This is a genomic window from Pseudomonas sp. R9.37, from assembly GCF_963878885.1.
Lineage (GTDB): Bacteria > Pseudomonadota > Gammaproteobacteria > Pseudomonadales > Pseudomonadaceae > Aquipseudomonas.
On the sequence record NZ_CAWNZA010000001.1, the window covers coordinates 157,399 to 172,931 of the forward strand.

Below are 15,533 nucleotides of genomic sequence, written 5' to 3' on the forward strand. Positions count from 1 at the left end.
CCCGCTGCCGGCGAAAACCCAGCGGTTCATCGAGTTCGTACGGGAGCGTCTGAGCCCTGGCGAATGAGCGTACCATTGTCATCAGAAACCTTGGGAGTGAAAAACTCTCAGCTCAAAGGCCATATAGCAAAGTCGATTCCAAGAGCAATAACTGTTAGAACACGTACACTTCAGCAAGATTTTGCATTGGTCATAATAAGGATGTAAGACCCCATGTGGACAGCTATAATATTTTTCTGCATTTTGGCAATTGCTTTTCAAGTTGTTGCCTATCGCACCTACACTCAAGAAGCCCGCTGGCTTTTGACTGACTACCTTTGGTTGTTAATTGCAGCAACAGCATTAATATTTTACGCATCTAAGGCCGACCAATATGAGGCCAATCGAATGCTACCGACATATATCAAACACAACGAACAAAGCGATGTATTGTCATCCTACGGATTGAGCAACAGCATTCTCCACCTCGAAAGAACTGAACGAGAGGCAAAGGAAAGCGCTAATAACGCTCAAGAAACAGACAGCATCGAGCTTAACAAACGTGTACAAGCAACCCTCGAAGAAATTGACAAAGTTGGCTGGCAGCAGTTTCTCAAGACTGAATACTCTCATGACGCGATGTCCTATGGTCTGACATCCCCTGTAGTTCTTAAGGAACTTAACAAGATAGACTCAGACTTTGAAGAGGTATCGAAACGATACGCCGAGCTGAAGGCGCTCAAAGACAAGGCGCGAGGAAGTAATTGGAATGCCGTCGAACTGGTTCTCTACCCGTTCCTGGTTGCGTTCGCGTTGGCAGTTCGCCTGGGTCGAACCACAGCGGACTACCTTCGAAAGACCAGACAAGCTCAAGCGCAAGTCAGTGCTACACCTGACCTACCTGATGCCAAGGAAGCCAGCGCTCAGTAGCTGTTATGTGCGGCGGACTTTTGACGAATCGCTGAAGACCCGAGACCTTCCCCCACTGAGGATGGTGGGGGGGGTTGATGCTCAAACAGAGGCCCCTGCTCCTGAGAGAGAGGTGGATTCCCGATATCATGCAACACACAGAGCCTCCAGCCATCTCGTTAGTGGAGAGATAAAAGGACACTTGCCTGCCAACGTTGCTGGCAGTTTTAACGAAATCGAACTTCACGACGATGCTCGGCTGACCCCTGCAGCGATTGTTAAACTTTGATTAGCGAAGGGGGGCGACTGCAGTCAGAAGTGCGGTCGTCTCGTCTGAACGACTGACAGGAAAACGCGCCCAGGCTCGCTTTCACAAATCAGTGGAGGCTGGAGGGGGTAGGCACGTACTGATCACCAGCCAAACGGCGAAAGTCTCGAAGGCTTTGCCGACCGCCGTCTTTCTTGAACGTGGCAATCACGTACCTGGAGTTAACGGTATTAATAATCCAAAATCGCCCTTCCTTCGCGATCTTCTGGATATCTGAAGTCCGAATCAAGTGACCGTCCGAAAAGCGCCCATGCGGCCCAGGCGCGATATGTCCAAACACCACCCCTACTGCACTGCAGGCATAAATATGAACGTTCACTAAATAGGCCGTGTTTATGGCCTCATAGTCCTGCGCAACAGCTCGGGCAATCCTCAGGAGATCAAAGTCTGAGTAACGCTTCACATGAAAGTCCACCACCACCGTGTTGATCTCCGACACACCTATTCCTTCCGATTCTCAGCAGTAACATTGCCCTGTGCCACACGCCGCCGATACAGCTCTTTGACCCCGTTGAGAGAGCCAACCTCAAGCCCCACCTGATGGGTATTGACGTACACGGCACCACTCTCTACCTCAAGTAGACTTACAGGCACACCGACTTGGTTGAACCCCATGGAGAGCGACATTAGCTTTTCCATTTTCCAGCCCGAGTCATGATTCATCCAGGACGGGCTGACGACTTGGACTTCCTGCACAACCAGATCCTCACCCTGGGCCAACAGCAACTCCACCAACCTAGGCTCGTCGTTGAGCATCTCCTCAAAAGCTACGAACCTGCCTTCATGCTTACGCTTCAGGCTGACGTGGAACCAGTGAGTCGCCAGGGATCGCGACACCGCGTGAAAATGAGCGAGTCCATCGCCGAACATCCCTACGGGGCCCGCCTGGTCTTGCATGCTAATCCGGAACATCGTGTATCTCGTATGGAGCGGGCCCGTCTGGTGAGCCTGCGATTAACATAAGCCAAATATTGTCTTCAGCGATGCAGTCATTTCGCGGCCCTTACCCACCAATACGTAGACCGTGTTTCGGGTCTCGAAGAGGCAAACGCCGTCGAACGATTTACACAGTGTCGAGCGCACCCAACCTCCAGGTGGAAACCGTCCATGCCCGTCATAGATCACACAGTGGGCATACATAAACATCGGCTCCAGGCCAGACGCACGTACCTTCGTGAGCGACTCGGGCGACTCGTCCACATGGAAGATGATCCAATCCTCGACAGTGCAGTGCGCCTTGCGAGGAAAGCGCTCAGCCACTAATTCCCCTATCTCGGCAGGCGAAAGAGATGTGCCAGCTGAGGAAGCCTGGCCATCCTGCAACAATTCGTGCTCAGGATAATTTCCCATAAATTGATAATCCTCATAACGCTAGGAGGAATTCAGAGCGAGTCACATGGGTTAGCCACCCCATGGCAAGCCAGAAATTCCCACGACAATGACTATATACATTTGTGTGGGAACGATCAAACACGGCATACCGTCTCCTTTTGGAGAGGATTGCTTGGATGTCTTTGCGCAAGGCATACGCAGCAACGTTGCAGTGGTTGAGAGTTAGGCACGGCTTATCGCAAGCGGAGCTCCAAACCCAGACCGACCAAGGCCACATCAGCCGCTTGGAAGCATCGACGACTTCTGCCAGCGTCGACCTCAGCGCCGATTTAGCTCAGGCATTGGGATTAACGCCCCTGTCATTTCTCACGCTTGTGGCTGCCGCCCATGATGGCAAGACTGCACGCGCCGCCTTGAATGACGCGCTCGAAGAGTTGGGACGGCTCGGTGTTCTAGACGAAGAGCTACCTCGCGAACCCCAAAAGCTCACCCCACCCAGAAAGCTGGCAGCGGAAGAAAAGCTCAAGGTTATTCGTGAGCTGAGAGCGGCAGGGCTTACCCAAATGGAGGTTTCCCGGAAGCTGGGATTGCCGACAAGCACGATTGGGCGGCTATGGCACCTTGATGGTTGAGCGTGTCAAACTGGCAAATAGATATGTCAGGTTGCTACCATAATCAGATGGGAAAAAGCACCAAACCACTGAGACCGATCCTAAGCTGAGTGCAGCGGGGAGCATCTCAAGTGACTACAAGCCTTCACTAACACGGATGTAGATATGGATTTCTTGCTAGTTAGTCGATCTGAAAGAACGCCTTCTGATGGGCGTAATATCGCCTATTTAGCTATTGATAACTGGAATGATTACTCATATGTGACGATGTTTTATGTAACTCTGTGTGATGAAAACGGGGCGCGCCATGACCTTGGAAACGTGAAAATAGGCTTTCCTGGCCAAACAACATCACAGACCACATACTCAGTGCTCCCTAGACGATTTGATACTCTTCCTGAAGGTTTCTTCTCGTTAGGTACGGATGTTGATTACTATAAAAAGTTAGCCCGTGACGTTAGCCAAGAGATTCGTAACAGCTTTCTAAATGGACTGAGGGATGTTGTTGCAAATCCTAGCGAGCTTGAGCAGGCCGCTCAAGAAGATGTATTTAGCACTTCACATCTTCGCGGGGTCAGCATGAGCACAATCAAGGATCAATTTACTCGGGTACTTAACGGGGGCGTTGTCAGGACTGACTTTTCATTTTCATACCGGAGACTTCCTGCCGAACGGGCGGCAGGTTTGGATTTGGCTTTTGAGGTGGCTTCACACTCTAAGCCTAGTACGAACATCCACGCTATTATCGGCAGAAATGGCGTGGGCAAAACTACAATCCTAAACGGAATGATTCAGGCAGTGACAGGTGGATTGCCTGAAGGGGAGGGTTTTTTTCTACAAGGTGGTTGGGCTGGCATGCAATCCCCAATCACTACTGAATATTTTAGTAGTCTAATATCAGTATCTTTTAGTGCATTCGACCCATTTGAACCTCCGCCCGAACAATCTGATCCTACCAAGGGGACATGCTACTACTATATAGGATTAAAAATTCCCTCCTCAAGTAACGGCGAGCTCAAGACCTTTCATCAACTACAGGGTGAGTGCCTCAGTGCTTTGGGCTTGTGCATGAGCGACTCCAGGAAAAAAGAGCGCTGGCATAATGCAATTCTCGCCCTAGAGTCCGACGAAAATTTCGCAGACATGGGACTTCCTTCTTTAATACAGTTTTCGGGTCAGGATGCTCAAGACGCAGCGTCCGCCTTAATTTCTAGAATGAGTTCTGGGCACGCAGTAGTGCTACTTACAATAACCAAGCTTGTTGCGATGGTCGAGGAAAAAACATTAGTCATCCTGGATGAGCCCGAAAGCCACCTACATCCACCACTTCTTTCCGCATTTCTAAGAGCGTTAAGTGAGCTGTTATATGATCGGAATGGCGTGGCCATTATCGCAACACACTCACCCGTGGTGCTGCAGGAGATTCCAACCTCTTGTGCTTGGAAGATCAACAGGTCGCGGTTAATTTTGGATTCCCGACGCCCGGAGATTCAAACTTTTGGTGAGAACGTCGGCGTATTAACTCGCGAAGTTTTCGGTCTTGAGGTAGGAAAGTCAGGATTTCATCGCCTATTAGAAGCTGCAGTACAGGGAGGCGGAACTTTCGAAGATATAATGGCCGAGTTCGATTATCAGCTTGGTTTTGAAGCGCAAGCAATTTTGCGCGCTATGGTAGCATACCGTAACTCGAGAGGTGGGAATTGAACCGCATTTCCCTTCCTACGCTTACCGGACTAGAATCTTTCTCCCACTGCGCCAACTCTATCTTCCAACCCGTACTAAGACAGAGGATGCTTGCTGCATGCGCCGATATTGAAACCGCAGCAGCGGCTTACTCCGACAACGCTCGCGGCGGAACATTATTTTCCATCCCCCCTATCTATGCTGCTCGAGGTGATGATCCAGTAGTGTTGCAAACCGTCCTCAAGAGCGAGCTGATTAATCTCTATGACTATAATATGGTTCAGCGCCATCCTGGGCGAGACTATTACGATAGAATTCTGATTGCAGCAAATGAGAAATGTCCTTACTGCGGAGGAATCGGCAGACCGCAAAGCCTTGATCATTACTTGCCAAAGGCTCACTATCCTCAGCACTCTGTTAACCCGCAGAACTTGATTCCTGCTTGCCGGGACTGCAATACCGGAAAAAGTAATGATCTGGCGACAATTGCTACTAGGCAGTACATACATCCTTACCTAGACTCAGATCGTTTTTTTATTGATCAATGGGTGCATGCTACAGTGGTTTACACCGAACCATATTATATTCATTTTTTTGCAAGTCCCCCACAGGCATGGCCAGCGACAGATATAAGCCGCGCAATAAATCACTTCACCGAGTTTGATCTGGGTAAGCGTTATGCGATCCAAGCAGGAGACGAGTTAAGCGTAATCATCGACCAAAGACGTGGATTTCTCGCTAATTTGAGCGCTCAGGATTTCTCGAGTTATTTGCAGTCCGTTGCAGGCGCAAGGTTGTTACCAAATCAATGGAGACGCGTAATGTATCAGGCTTTGTCTGTCGATCAGCGATTCTGCTCGACCGTGTTCTAAGTTAATGCTCGCGTCAAATATGCTACACCTGGGATAGGAGTATGGCTCAAGGTAAGCGGAGGCGCAGGCATGCGGGACGTCAGCCGTTCCGCTAGGGGCGGCACGCCACACGCGCGCTGCGCCATGGAAATCTGGAGGAGACTGGATGACACTCAATAAGCTCCGCGAGCTTGAGAAGGCTAGGCGAAAAGCACTATGGGCACTCGCCAGTCTCTATCCTGGTGACCCAGAAGCATTCGCCCACCTAGCCATCCTGGATCACCTGGACGGTCAACCGACACGCCAGTCGGCCTCAAACAAATGCGCGATTCTGTTCCGGCACAGCACCACCGCTGCGGAATCGAAATCGTCCTGGAACACGACATACCCCAACCGTGGAGAGAACGCTTCCTGCAAGCAAGCATCGGATCAACCAGGCTTGCTGATGGGCTTTACGTCAAGGACTGGGATAAATTCCTAACTACCTGGGAACAAGAAATGGCCCACCTGCTGGAGCACAGGACAGCCTGACACAAGGTTGTAACAGGTTGAACGGGGGAAGCATGGAAAATGACGACTATGACACCGTGTACTGCGACATTCAGATGCCACCGTATCAAGGCCGGGAGCTACTGCAGCTTGTAATCATACTGCGAGATTCGAAGGCCTACTCCAACCTCGAAAAGGTGTTCGAGCACATGCAGTACGAGCTCAGCATTTCAATCGACATCGTCGAGGAGCCGCCCTCTTGGGGGCCGTGGTGCCAATAAGACTCTCCAGACCATTAGGGCTCTGTATCCCAAGCATCTATCGCCTCACTCACGGTTGCGCACCAATGAAGCTCACAACCCTGCAAGGCATTTGCAATTTGCCTGGAGGTATTGCCATCGATCCAGACCGGGAAGGTTTCTACGCCACCTGAAAATATGCAAGCTGTCGCGACAGCATATCTACCGGTATGCGTGGACTGAAGGCACACATAACGCGCAGCAGCGCCCCTAGAGAGCCGACGCCAGGCCACCACCTCAATACAGTCCTGCAGCTCCTCAGCAGACGGATCAGCCTCCTGAGCCACCTCGACTGCTGCAACTGCTTTGCACGGCCCACTATGCGTTCCTGGGTTGTGGACAAGGTGCTTCAACTGCTCACGTGCCACGACAATTTGCTCACGGAGCTCTTCTGGATCAATGGACATGCCACCCCGGTCAGTTACCGAGAGGGTTTTCAAGGAGTTTGCCGCCAGGATGAACTCGCGCTCACGCTTCTGCTCCCAATCGGGACGGCGGTCGGGAAACAGCCTGGTGATTAAGCGATGAAGGTTGATCATGTGGGGCTCCGGTGACTCGGGTGGTAGCTAAGGCACTCCGGTAGGCTATCACCCAAAGCCTCCCTGCTCGAAACGATGAAGTCTGAAACAGCCCTCAGGCGCCACAGGTTGTTGGTCGGGAACGTGATAAGGCTGGATAAGCGCACTCCACAACTGAAGGGTTCATAGGCTAAAATGTTGCGTTTGCGCCCGCCTGGAGCTCTGAGTGCTCAGAGATAAAGAAATCCGAACAGCTTTAGTCGACCACCTAATGAAGCGGTCGCCTAAACCTGCTCAAGTGCTCGAAGAGCTCACCATCGATAATGGCAATGCCATTGCCGACGTAGTTGCCTGCTATCGCGAGATGCATTGCTACGAAATCAAGGGCGAGACAGATAACGTTCGACGCATTCTGTCGCAGTCAGAGTTCTATTCAAGGTCGTTCCCGAAACTGACCCTGGTGACAACAGAAAACCATGTACGCTGGGCAATGGATAAAATCCCCTCCTACTGGGGCATTATCCTGGCCACGTCAGGTAAAGATCGGACAATATTGCGTTACGTCCGAAAGGCAGGCACTAATCCAATGTTCTCCAAGAAAGACGCCCTTCTCATGCTCTGGAAGGCAGAGCTTACGGCCATTGCGACCTCACACCCCGACGTGATCTTCAAAAAGTCTTTCAATCGTGACGATATCGCTGAACAAATCAGCTATCAGTTGAGCCGCGAAGACGCCCTCGCAGGAATCCAAGGCGCCCTCATTCAAAGGCGCTCAAATGTTATTAACCACGAAAGTGATGTGAGCGGCGGTTGAGCTTTTGATCCACGTTCCTGGGTTGCCTGTCTTTTTCGACCTTGCTGGAGCCTTGTAGCTGCGGTCATGAATGTACTGCTCACCATATGAATAATGCGGAGTAGACAGCCTAAAAAATGGCTCATTCACAATCACATCAGAAATATCAAAATACTGCCTAAATTTGTGAGTTTTGAACCGTCGCCCACGCGCAATGAAGAAGCTATCGCTATAAGTGTAGAAAACCTTAGGCGCCGCCCGACTACTAATAAACTCGGGTTCCATCTCGAAGTCTGAATACTCCGGACTGACCACGCCGTAGTCTCCAAACAACACCTCCTTGAAGGCCGGGGTTGAGTTCATAGCCCGCCACAGCTTGTATTCCTCTCGAGGAATATGAGCCTTGGAGTTTGTCGGGAGTAGCCCTGCGATAGATGCAGGCACTACTGACCCAGAGACAACCACTTTTGCGCCTGGAAAATCACCTTGGAAGCTAGCCACAAACCTTTCCACCTTCCTTTTGGAGTCGGCTGCATCATCGATGATGCGTAGATCAATCAAAAGAATTACTGTCTGTGGCTTGGCGACCACCAAGTCTGCCCAAAGTGCCTGAAGGTTGCTCTTTGTGAGGTTGTAGCTTTCAATGTCGATCATTTGAAGGCGTATACCGACATCTGTTCCCGGTCGCGATTTGACGAAATCAAGTGCCGCGACGTTATGATCTGGGTGCCGATCAAAGGCCAGAACTGGCATAACTTGGTAATTCGACAGCGTTGCAAGAACTGCCCTGTACTGCGGGACAGTGCCCAGATCGACACTGTCATCGACATCGAAGTTGTCGACAAAGAATTTATAATTTATGCCATTTCCCAGAGCATTCCCTAGCTCTTTATCTGCGATCCTCAAACGATCAATAACCTCATCCTCATCCATCACTTTTTGCGTTCGGGGAATGTCATACATGGGAGCAATCTGATCACGAATGCCTCCATCCAACACCCCCACACTTTGGATCTCATTCTGCTTAAGTTTAAGAAACGGAACATATTTAATCATTGGCAAACCCGAGAGCGCTTTTAACGTCCATGGAGAGATGCAATTCAGGGTAAAGCTTATAATTTTTAGCTTGGTGGCGAATCATCCCGGCCATGATGGACGGATGCACTTCCGCTCTAGAGCAAACATCCAGCAACTGCTTCCTATCGGCCCGGACATTCCAAGCCGTCCGCCAATATTGGCGAGAGACAAAACTATCTTTCGCTATAATATTGGCCTCAATCTCACGATCAGATTTATTGTCCTCTTCGAGATCATCCAAAATAGGATTATCGAGATAATCGTAGTGCATATGAATATGGGCAAGCTCGTGCATGAGCGTAAACCAGAAGTTATCATAGCGATTGTAGCGAAGCGCTATCCCAACAACTGGCGTGCCCTGCGACAACTTGAAGGTGCACCCGTCCATTTTCATCGCCTTGAAGCCAGGCTCTACCACCAAGAGCACCCCGTAGGACTCCGCCAAAACATCGACCAAGGAGGTGATGTTTCCAGGATTGAGACTCAGGAGTGCGATCTCTCGGAGCTGAGAGGAGCTCAAGCCCTCGAAAGCAGGCACCATCCGGCTCAGTACAGTGAACTTGGATTTCTCATCGATCAGCGACAACCACGCTTGGATCTTGGTCTCTTCCGCAGAGTCATTTTTGCGATAGAGCACCGCCTTGTTGGTGGTCGCGTTGAGAGCAAGCCGAATGATGAAGTCGTCATACGCCTCACCAGGTCGCGCATGCGTCTTGGCATCCGCCGGCTTCAGCGCTTTCTTCAGGTTGGACAGAGCCGCCGTGAACTCAACCGCAGCATCCCGCGAGGATGGATAGACCTCGAAGTCGCCTGGAAGCCCTTCTGGAGCATCAGACATGATGAGCCTCCCCTGCCAGCTTCCTAGCTATCTCAGGGGGCGCTTCGAAGTAACGCAGGTTCTCTTTATCGGCATCAACGTCGTAGTCGATCATACCCAGGTATCGGTAGTACCCCTCCGCAGTCGGCAGCGAGTGCAAGCAGAAGCCTGGACGGTAGCCCAGCTGGTTGATGGCGAAGTGGGAGGCATGGGCGATCAGGATTCGGCTGACGCTCCCAAACTGCTTCACGTAGTTCGGTCGATCACGGTTCCAGTACGCGGACGCTACGTAGTCGATGTAGAAAATGCGCTCACCATCCAGGCGGCTTTCCTTGGGATGGTAGATGACGCAGGTCGCCTGGATCCGTCCCTGAGCACTCAGGAAGAACCAGTGGTAGTCATCGCTACGGAAGGCGAAGGCTTTATCCAGCCAGCTCCAATGGAAATCCGAAAGGCCATACGACGGTAATTGATCGAAAAGCACGTTGGGGTCTTCAGCGGCAGCAGGGACATCCGCCATCAGCTGCCTCAGGATCTGACGCTTCTCGGCGTCCCATTGCTCGTTCAGCTGGAACACGTACATAGGCGCCAGGCCCTGGTGGATCTGATAAGTCACCTGCTGCCCCGTATGGCGGCACTTCAGCGTTGGCTCACTCATCAACGCGCCCATCGCTCAAGGCGCAGCACTCGGCTAGTCCGAATGACGTCATGTGGAAATCCCTCTCCGTACTGATGGCTAGATGATGCCACTAATGATCGCTGACCTCAACGTTCGGCTTATGGCGTCAATATCCCATTGGCAACCATTCTAGACGCTCACTCAACCTCCCCAACTATGGCATAGGGCTGCCTGGGTTGCGATATAGATTTTCTTGATTTCCTGTACAGGAAAAATAGGCGAAACGCCGAATCAAGGGCTCATTTCGCTTGATTTCCTGAACAGGAAAAATAGCCGAAACACCGAATCAAAGCCCCGATTCGCTTGATTTCCTGAACAGGGAAAATGGCCAAAATACCGAATCTAAGTCCCGATTCGCTTGATTCCCTGTACAGGAAAAATAGAAAAAACACCGAATCAAGCATTGATTTTTTTAAAATCTAGCGTAGCTTTGGGCTAAGAAATGGATGGAGGTTCGTCCAAGCTTTCGGTGCAGGGGTAGCAATGAATTACGATTTCGAAAAGCATGAACCGCTGATGAGCGCCTTCGCTGAGGCAATTGAGGAGGCCACAGGATCAGCATTGTCATCTATCAAGATCAATCCTGAAGGTGAGCCTTGGGAGCCGGATGCCATGGGTCGCCTGAACACCCCCGAGGGCGACTGGCGTCTTGTGTTCTCCATCAAGAAAGAAGCGTATCCACGAGACATCAAAGATGCCTTGTGGGATCTGCAGGGGCATCAGAGCCGAACGAAGAATGCTTCTGACATGGTGCCAATTTTCCTTGCCGAACACATCAGCAAAGGGGCGCGTGACGAACTCAAAAACCGTGGGGTGAGCTTCTTCGATGCCAGTGGCACACTGTTCTTTAAGCATCGAAACTGGCTAGTCAACATCGAAAAAGGTAAGTCTGCGACCAAAGGCACACTCCGAGAAGTTGATGTGTTCAAAGGTTCACGTGAAAAAATTATCCATACTCTGCTTCATATGGATAGAGACTGGTTTCATGGTCAGCAGGTAGTTGAGCTTTCCCAAACATCTGGCGCTACCGTGTCTAATTTGCTCCAAGAGCTTGAGCGTCTTGGCTGGGTAGAATCCCAAGGAGAAGGACGGCACCGAATTCGCCGGCTCATCAGGCCTACCGAACTACTGGACGCCTGGGCCGAAGTATGGGTACAACGCAAGCAACAAACTTCACGCTGGTATTTCTTCTGCCAAAACCCCAAAAGGCTTGTCGAGGAATTGTCCTCAAATATGAGCTGGAATGGTCGTGATCAACGAGATGGTTTGTCGGTAGCATTCACCGGCGCTATCGCTGCCAATCGTCTGTCCCCCCTACTCACTCATGTCGATATTGCAGAAATCATAATACCAACAAAAGCTGAGCGAGTTGCTGAAAAACTTGGTCTAAAACCAGCCGAAAAAGGTGCCAACGTTGTTTTGATCGAGCGCTCTGGAGCCAGTGAGCTCTTCCAAGAGTATTCGCACAATGAACAAGCCTGGTTTGCGAGTCCTTTCATACAGTACCTTGACCTCTTAAATGGCCGTGGACGAAACGCAGAACTTGCGGCCCAATTTCGTGAAGATATTTTAAAGGTGTAATGTGGCAGTAGAAGCTAAACCACAGTCGGCTGATGGATACAGTGCTGTACAGACACATACCTGTGAGCAAGTGCTCGTCACCCTCCTCAGCGCCTTCGGTTCACTGAAGGATACCATCCGCCTGGTAGGCGGGTTGGTGCCGAGGTATTTGACGCCTGAACAGTACCCAGATGTGCCGGCCCACTTTGGTACATCGGATGTCGACGTTGCGCTTAATCTCTCCGTGCTCGCATCCGGAAAATATACTTCTCTGTCCAAGCAGCTGCTGGCTCGTGGATTCAAGCGATGGGTTGATCCAAAAAATGGCTGGGACACAGCATGGCGGTGGGAGTATCAGATTTCTCCCAAGCAAGTCGTTTTGGTTGAATTCCTCAGAGGTTCAACCGATGACTGCCCACCAAGCAAGATTGCTGCACTCGATGGCGAGGATGTTTCAGCACTGTCAGTAGAGCACATGGAAATCGTGCATGACTGGTACGAGTCGAGAAAAATTGAGGCGGAAATGCTCGGTGATCGTGGCGTTACTATCGAGACCGTACATTACGCTGACGTCCCGGCATTCATCATCCTCAAAGCTTTGGCATTTCACAGCCGCGCAGAGAAGAAAGACTCGGGAGACCTGATTCATGTGATGCGCTATGCCGGCACTCTCGAAGATGTAGTGGGCCAATTTGTTGCGCGTGCGAACTCTGGCCTGCATCCGGAGGCGGTCAAGGCATGCCGGATCGCATTGAAAGAGAGATTCTGCAGCACCCTGAAGACAGAGGGGCACGATCTGATTGGGCCTAAATCGTATGCTCAGTTTATGCTCGGAAAAGGGGCAGATGACGAGGAACTTATATCCGAGGCCCGTTACGCGTCGGGCCTCATCGAAAATTTCCTGAAGTTGCTTGAACGTGATCTTGGGCCAGTTGAATAACTAGCCTAAACAGCAGAAAAACAGGCAGCTAGGATGGCTGAAGGCGTGAGGATGGAAGCCCGCAGGGCCAAGACGCCAAGGCGGCTTGGTTCACGACAGCCGTCCGACAGGCACGCCCAAACCTCAGGGCTTCCTAGGCTTCGCTCTGGCAGTCGCCTCGGCCACCAATGGATCTTCAGGCCAATGGTGCTTGGGGTATCTACCCTTGAGATCTTTCTTCACCTCTGCATAGGTGCTGCGCCAGAAATTGGCGAGATCCTGGGTGACTTGCACTGGCCTACGAGCCGGCGACAGGAGATGCAGAATCAGCGGCTGCTTACCCTGAGCGATGCGAGGAGTTTCTGCTAGCCCAAAGAGCTCCTGCAGCCGCACAGCGAGAATTGGCGGATGCTGCGAGTAGTCGATACGGATACTCGAGCCGGACGGCACCTGTATCGCCTGAGGCGCTTGGACTTCCAGCGCCTGCGGAAGCGGCCACGGCAGGAGATTTCTGACTATCGACGATAGATCCAGCTGGCTGAAGTGACTGAGCCTCGTGACTTTGCCCAGATACGGCGTGAGCCACTCTTCGAGTGTGTCGAGGAGGTTGGCATCGCTGAGATCAGGCCATTTGCTCTCTACATGGCCATTCTGAATATCCAGCTGTCGCAGTAGATCGACCCGCGCTTGCCACTGCCGCAGATCGGGATTCCAAGGGAGGAGCTCAATGCCCTTGCGCCTCACCAGGTTGACCAAGGCCAACGAACGGGTTTGCTCATCAAGACTCGGCAGGTCTTTCGTCGACAAGATGAGCTGCCCCACCTTGAGCTGCCGCTCAGCCTTCAGCACCCCTTCCCTTTCATCCCAATCGACCTCATCCACAGACCTCACAAGGTCAGCCAGCTCGTCATCGAACAGAGCCGGATCGAGGTCACTCGCCAGGTAGATCCGCTCCTCACGCTGCCCTTGTCGGCTACCCAGGTCGGCCACTACCAGCCACTCATGCTTGGTGAGAGCATCGGGCTCTGAGAACACGGCAGCCCGACCGTTGGAGAGACGATACTCAGATGCACTTGCACGCCTCTGCAGGCCGATTCGGTCAGGGTACGCGAACGCCAGGAGGCACCCTACCCATCTTGGATGATCGGGCTCGCTGACAGGGCTGGAGGCTTTCCCACGCAGCAGAGATCGGTACTGCCGAGCAGACTGCTTCACCCGCTGGAGGGAGCCACCACTTCGACGTGAATGTTGCTCGCCTGACAAGGCACTCAGCCTGGTGTGAAGGTCAGCCCCTACTCCACGTAGGATGTCCTTCTCACCGAGCAGCGCCGCGATGTTGCACGCCAGGTCATCCAGGCCCATCGCATTGCCTTTGATGAGCATGTGAGCGATCCGTGGATGCGCTGGGAGCTCGCTCATCGCCGATCCGTGTGGTGTGAGCTGCAGTCCAGCATCGTCGAGTGCGCCTAGGCGCTTAAGTAGGTCTCTAGCTTGGCCAAAAGGGGCTGATGGAGGTTGGTCGAGCCAGGTCATCTCTTCCGGCTTCATTCCCCACCGGGCCAGCTGGAGAGCCAGGACTGCGAGATCCGCCTGCAGGATCTCTGGAGTGCTGTAGCCGGCCATTTGCTCGTGCTGCGACTCCGACCACAGGCGATAGCAGACACCTGGCTCCAATCGCCCTGCCCGCCCCGCACGCTGGGTCGCGCTGGCCTTCGAGATACGCTGCGTGTCGAGTCGGGTCATACCACTGCGAGGATCAAACTTCGGTACTCGCTCGAGACCACTGTCCACCACAACTCTGACGCCTTCGATGGTCAAGCTGGTCTCAGCAATGTTCGTGGCCAGTACGATCTTCCGGGAGCCCTTGGGGGCCGGGTCTATAGCAGCACGCTGTGCGTTCAGGTCAAGGTCACCGTACAGCGGGCATACGATCACCTCTGGACGGCTGCTTAACTCCTCTTTGAGTATCTCTGCCAGCCGCCGAATCTCAGCCTGCCCAGGAAGGAAAACCAGAACACTTCCCGACTGTTCGTTGATGGCGGCCAAACAGGTGTCTGTGACTCGCGCATCGATTCGCTCGCCCGGCTGGAAGGGGCTACCCCAAACCGTCGAGACCGGATACATCCGCCCTTCACTGGTGACCACAGGCGCATCATTCAGCACCTTTGAAAGGCGAGCACCTTCCAGCGTTGCGGACATTAGGAGCAGCTTCAGCGGGGGCTCATCACGTAGCAATTCGCGAGCACTCAGGCACAGAGCCAGTGCAAGGTCAGAGTCAAGATTTCGAAGGTGGTACTCGTCGAAGATGACCACACCCACACCGTCGAGCGCGGGATCATCTTGGAGTCGGCGCGCCAGGATACCTTCGGTGACCACCTCGATCTGGGTGCGCGGGCCTATCTTGCTTTCAAGGCGAATTCGGTAGCCGACAGTCTCACCAACCTTCTCACCCAGCTCACTCGCCAGGCGCTCAGCAGCCGCCCGAGCAGCCAGTCGGCGAGGCTCGAGCATCATGATCTTTTTGTCACCAAGCCAAGGCTCATTCAGCAGCGCCAGGGGCACTCGAGTGGTCTTACCCGCACCAGGTGGCGCTTCAAGGATTACTTCGTGGCGGTTGGCCAGGGCCTCTCGTAGGTCTGGCAATACGAGATCAATAGGTAGAGAAATCATCAAGGCTCCCAAAGCAGGG

16 protein-coding genes are annotated in these 15,533 nt (G+C 52.5%); 8 read left to right on the plus strand and 8 right to left on the minus strand.

What is annotated here, in order from left to right; all coding sequences use genetic code 11:
• The first annotated feature begins 213 nt into the window (after positions 1 to 213).
• A complete protein-coding gene (locus AACU78_RS00715) occupies positions 214 to 909 on the plus strand; it encodes a hypothetical protein (protein WP_106579335.1) in 696 nt (231 codons plus the stop codon).
• A 356-nt stretch (positions 910 to 1,265) separates the two neighbouring features.
• Here AACU78_RS00715 and AACU78_RS00720 read toward each other — a convergent pair whose 3' ends face one another.
• Genes AACU78_RS00720 through AACU78_RS00730 form a run of 3 tightly spaced genes read right to left on the minus strand, consistent with a single transcriptional unit; the run spans position 1,266 to position 2,566 of the window.
• On the minus strand, positions 1,266 to 1,655 hold the full coding sequence (locus AACU78_RS00720; protein ID WP_106579336.1) for a hypothetical protein: 390 nt from the start codon (positions 1,653 to 1,655) through the stop codon (positions 1,266 to 1,268).
• A 2-nt stretch (positions 1,656 to 1,657) separates the two neighbouring features.
• Positions 1,658 to 2,128 carry a hypothetical protein gene (locus tag AACU78_RS00725; RefSeq protein ID WP_106579337.1) on the minus strand — a complete coding sequence of 157 codons (471 nt, stop codon included), beginning with the start codon at positions 2,126 to 2,128 and terminating at the stop codon, positions 1,658 to 1,660.
• A 42-nt stretch (positions 2,129 to 2,170) separates the two neighbouring features.
• A complete protein-coding gene (locus AACU78_RS00730) occupies positions 2,171 to 2,566 on the minus strand; it encodes a DUF6957 family protein (protein WP_106579338.1) in 396 nt (131 codons plus the stop codon).
• Positions 2,567 to 2,724: 158 nt separating this feature from the next.
• Between AACU78_RS00730 and AACU78_RS00735 the strand changes: the two genes are divergently transcribed.
• The 4 genes from AACU78_RS00735 (at position 2,725) to AACU78_RS00750 (ending at position 6,463) form a co-directional block, all read left to right on the plus strand.
• Complete coding sequence (locus tag AACU78_RS00735; RefSeq protein ID WP_106579339.1) at positions 2,725 to 3,180, plus strand: helix-turn-helix domain-containing protein; 456 nt, start codon at positions 2,725 to 2,727, stop codon at positions 3,178 to 3,180.
• A gap of 144 nt (positions 3,181 to 3,324) precedes the next feature.
• Positions 3,325 to 4,863, plus strand: coding sequence for an AAA family ATPase (locus tag AACU78_RS00740; protein WP_106579340.1), 1,539 nt, complete (start codon positions 3,325 to 3,327; stop codon positions 4,861 to 4,863).
• The gene (locus tag AACU78_RS00745) at positions 4,860 to 5,714 is read left to right on the plus strand and encodes an HNH endonuclease (protein WP_146151450.1); all 855 of its coding nucleotides are present in this window, start codon (positions 4,860 to 4,862) and stop codon (positions 5,712 to 5,714) included. The genes AACU78_RS00740 and AACU78_RS00745 overlap by 4 nt, the downstream gene beginning before the upstream one ends.
• Positions 5,715 to 6,256: 542 nt before the next feature.
• The gene (locus tag AACU78_RS00750; RefSeq protein WP_106579342.1) at positions 6,257 to 6,463 is read left to right on the plus strand and encodes a hypothetical protein; all 207 of its coding nucleotides are present in this window, start codon (positions 6,257 to 6,259) and stop codon (positions 6,461 to 6,463) included.
• 14 nt (positions 6,464 to 6,477) lie between these two features.
• Here the strand turns inward: AACU78_RS00750 and AACU78_RS00755 are convergent, their stop codons facing one another.
• A complete protein-coding gene (locus AACU78_RS00755) occupies positions 6,478 to 7,020 on the minus strand; it encodes a hypothetical protein (RefSeq protein ID WP_106579343.1) in 543 nt (180 codons plus the stop codon).
• A gap of 205 nt (positions 7,021 to 7,225) precedes the next feature.
• Here AACU78_RS00755 and AACU78_RS00760 point away from each other — a divergent pair, with 205 nt between their 5' ends.
• Positions 7,226 to 7,813 (plus strand): sce7726 family protein, encoded by a 588-nt coding sequence (locus tag AACU78_RS00760; RefSeq protein WP_106579344.1) that lies wholly within the window; start codon positions 7,226 to 7,228, stop codon positions 7,811 to 7,813.
• On the opposite strand, the gene AACU78_RS00765 is transcribed toward AACU78_RS00760, so the two are convergent.
• The 3 genes from AACU78_RS00765 to AACU78_RS00775 are packed head-to-tail and all read right to left on the minus strand — an operon-like array spanning position 7,772 to position 10,344.
• Positions 7,772 to 8,848 (minus strand): beta family protein, encoded by a 1,077-nt coding sequence (locus tag AACU78_RS00765; RefSeq protein ID WP_106579345.1) that lies wholly within the window; start codon positions 8,846 to 8,848, stop codon positions 7,772 to 7,774. The two genes, AACU78_RS00760 and AACU78_RS00765, sit on opposite strands and share 42 nt — an antisense overlap.
• Complete coding sequence (locus AACU78_RS00770; RefSeq protein ID WP_106579346.1) at positions 8,841 to 9,707, minus strand: ImmA/IrrE family metallo-endopeptidase; 867 nt, start codon at positions 9,705 to 9,707, stop codon at positions 8,841 to 8,843. The genes AACU78_RS00765 and AACU78_RS00770 overlap by 8 nt, the downstream gene beginning before the upstream one ends.
• Positions 9,700 to 10,344: a hypothetical protein gene (locus AACU78_RS00775; protein WP_256587017.1), complete on the minus strand. Its 645-nt coding sequence runs from the start codon at positions 10,342 to 10,344 to the stop codon at positions 9,700 to 9,702. The genes AACU78_RS00770 and AACU78_RS00775 overlap by 8 nt, the downstream gene beginning before the upstream one ends.
• 504 nt (positions 10,345 to 10,848) lie before the next feature.
• On the opposite strand from AACU78_RS00775, the gene AACU78_RS00780 reads away from it, so the two are divergent.
• Together AACU78_RS00780 and AACU78_RS00785 are read left to right on the plus strand one after the other, a co-directional pair.
• Entirely contained in the window at positions 10,849 to 11,946 is a 1,098-nt protein-coding gene (locus tag AACU78_RS00780) for a type IV toxin-antitoxin system AbiEi family antitoxin (protein WP_106579348.1), read from the plus strand.
• 1 nt (position 11,947) lies between these two features.
• Positions 11,948 to 12,865 (plus strand): hypothetical protein, encoded by a 918-nt coding sequence (locus AACU78_RS00785; protein WP_106579349.1) that lies wholly within the window; start codon positions 11,948 to 11,950, stop codon positions 12,863 to 12,865.
• Positions 12,866 to 12,988: 123 nt separating this feature from the next.
• Here the strand turns inward: AACU78_RS00785 and hrpB are convergent, their stop codons facing one another.
• A complete protein-coding gene (gene hrpB, locus AACU78_RS00790; RefSeq protein WP_106579350.1) occupies positions 12,989 to 15,514 on the minus strand; it encodes an ATP-dependent helicase HrpB in 2,526 nt (841 codons plus the stop codon).
• Positions 15,515 to 15,533: the final 19 nt, after the last annotated feature.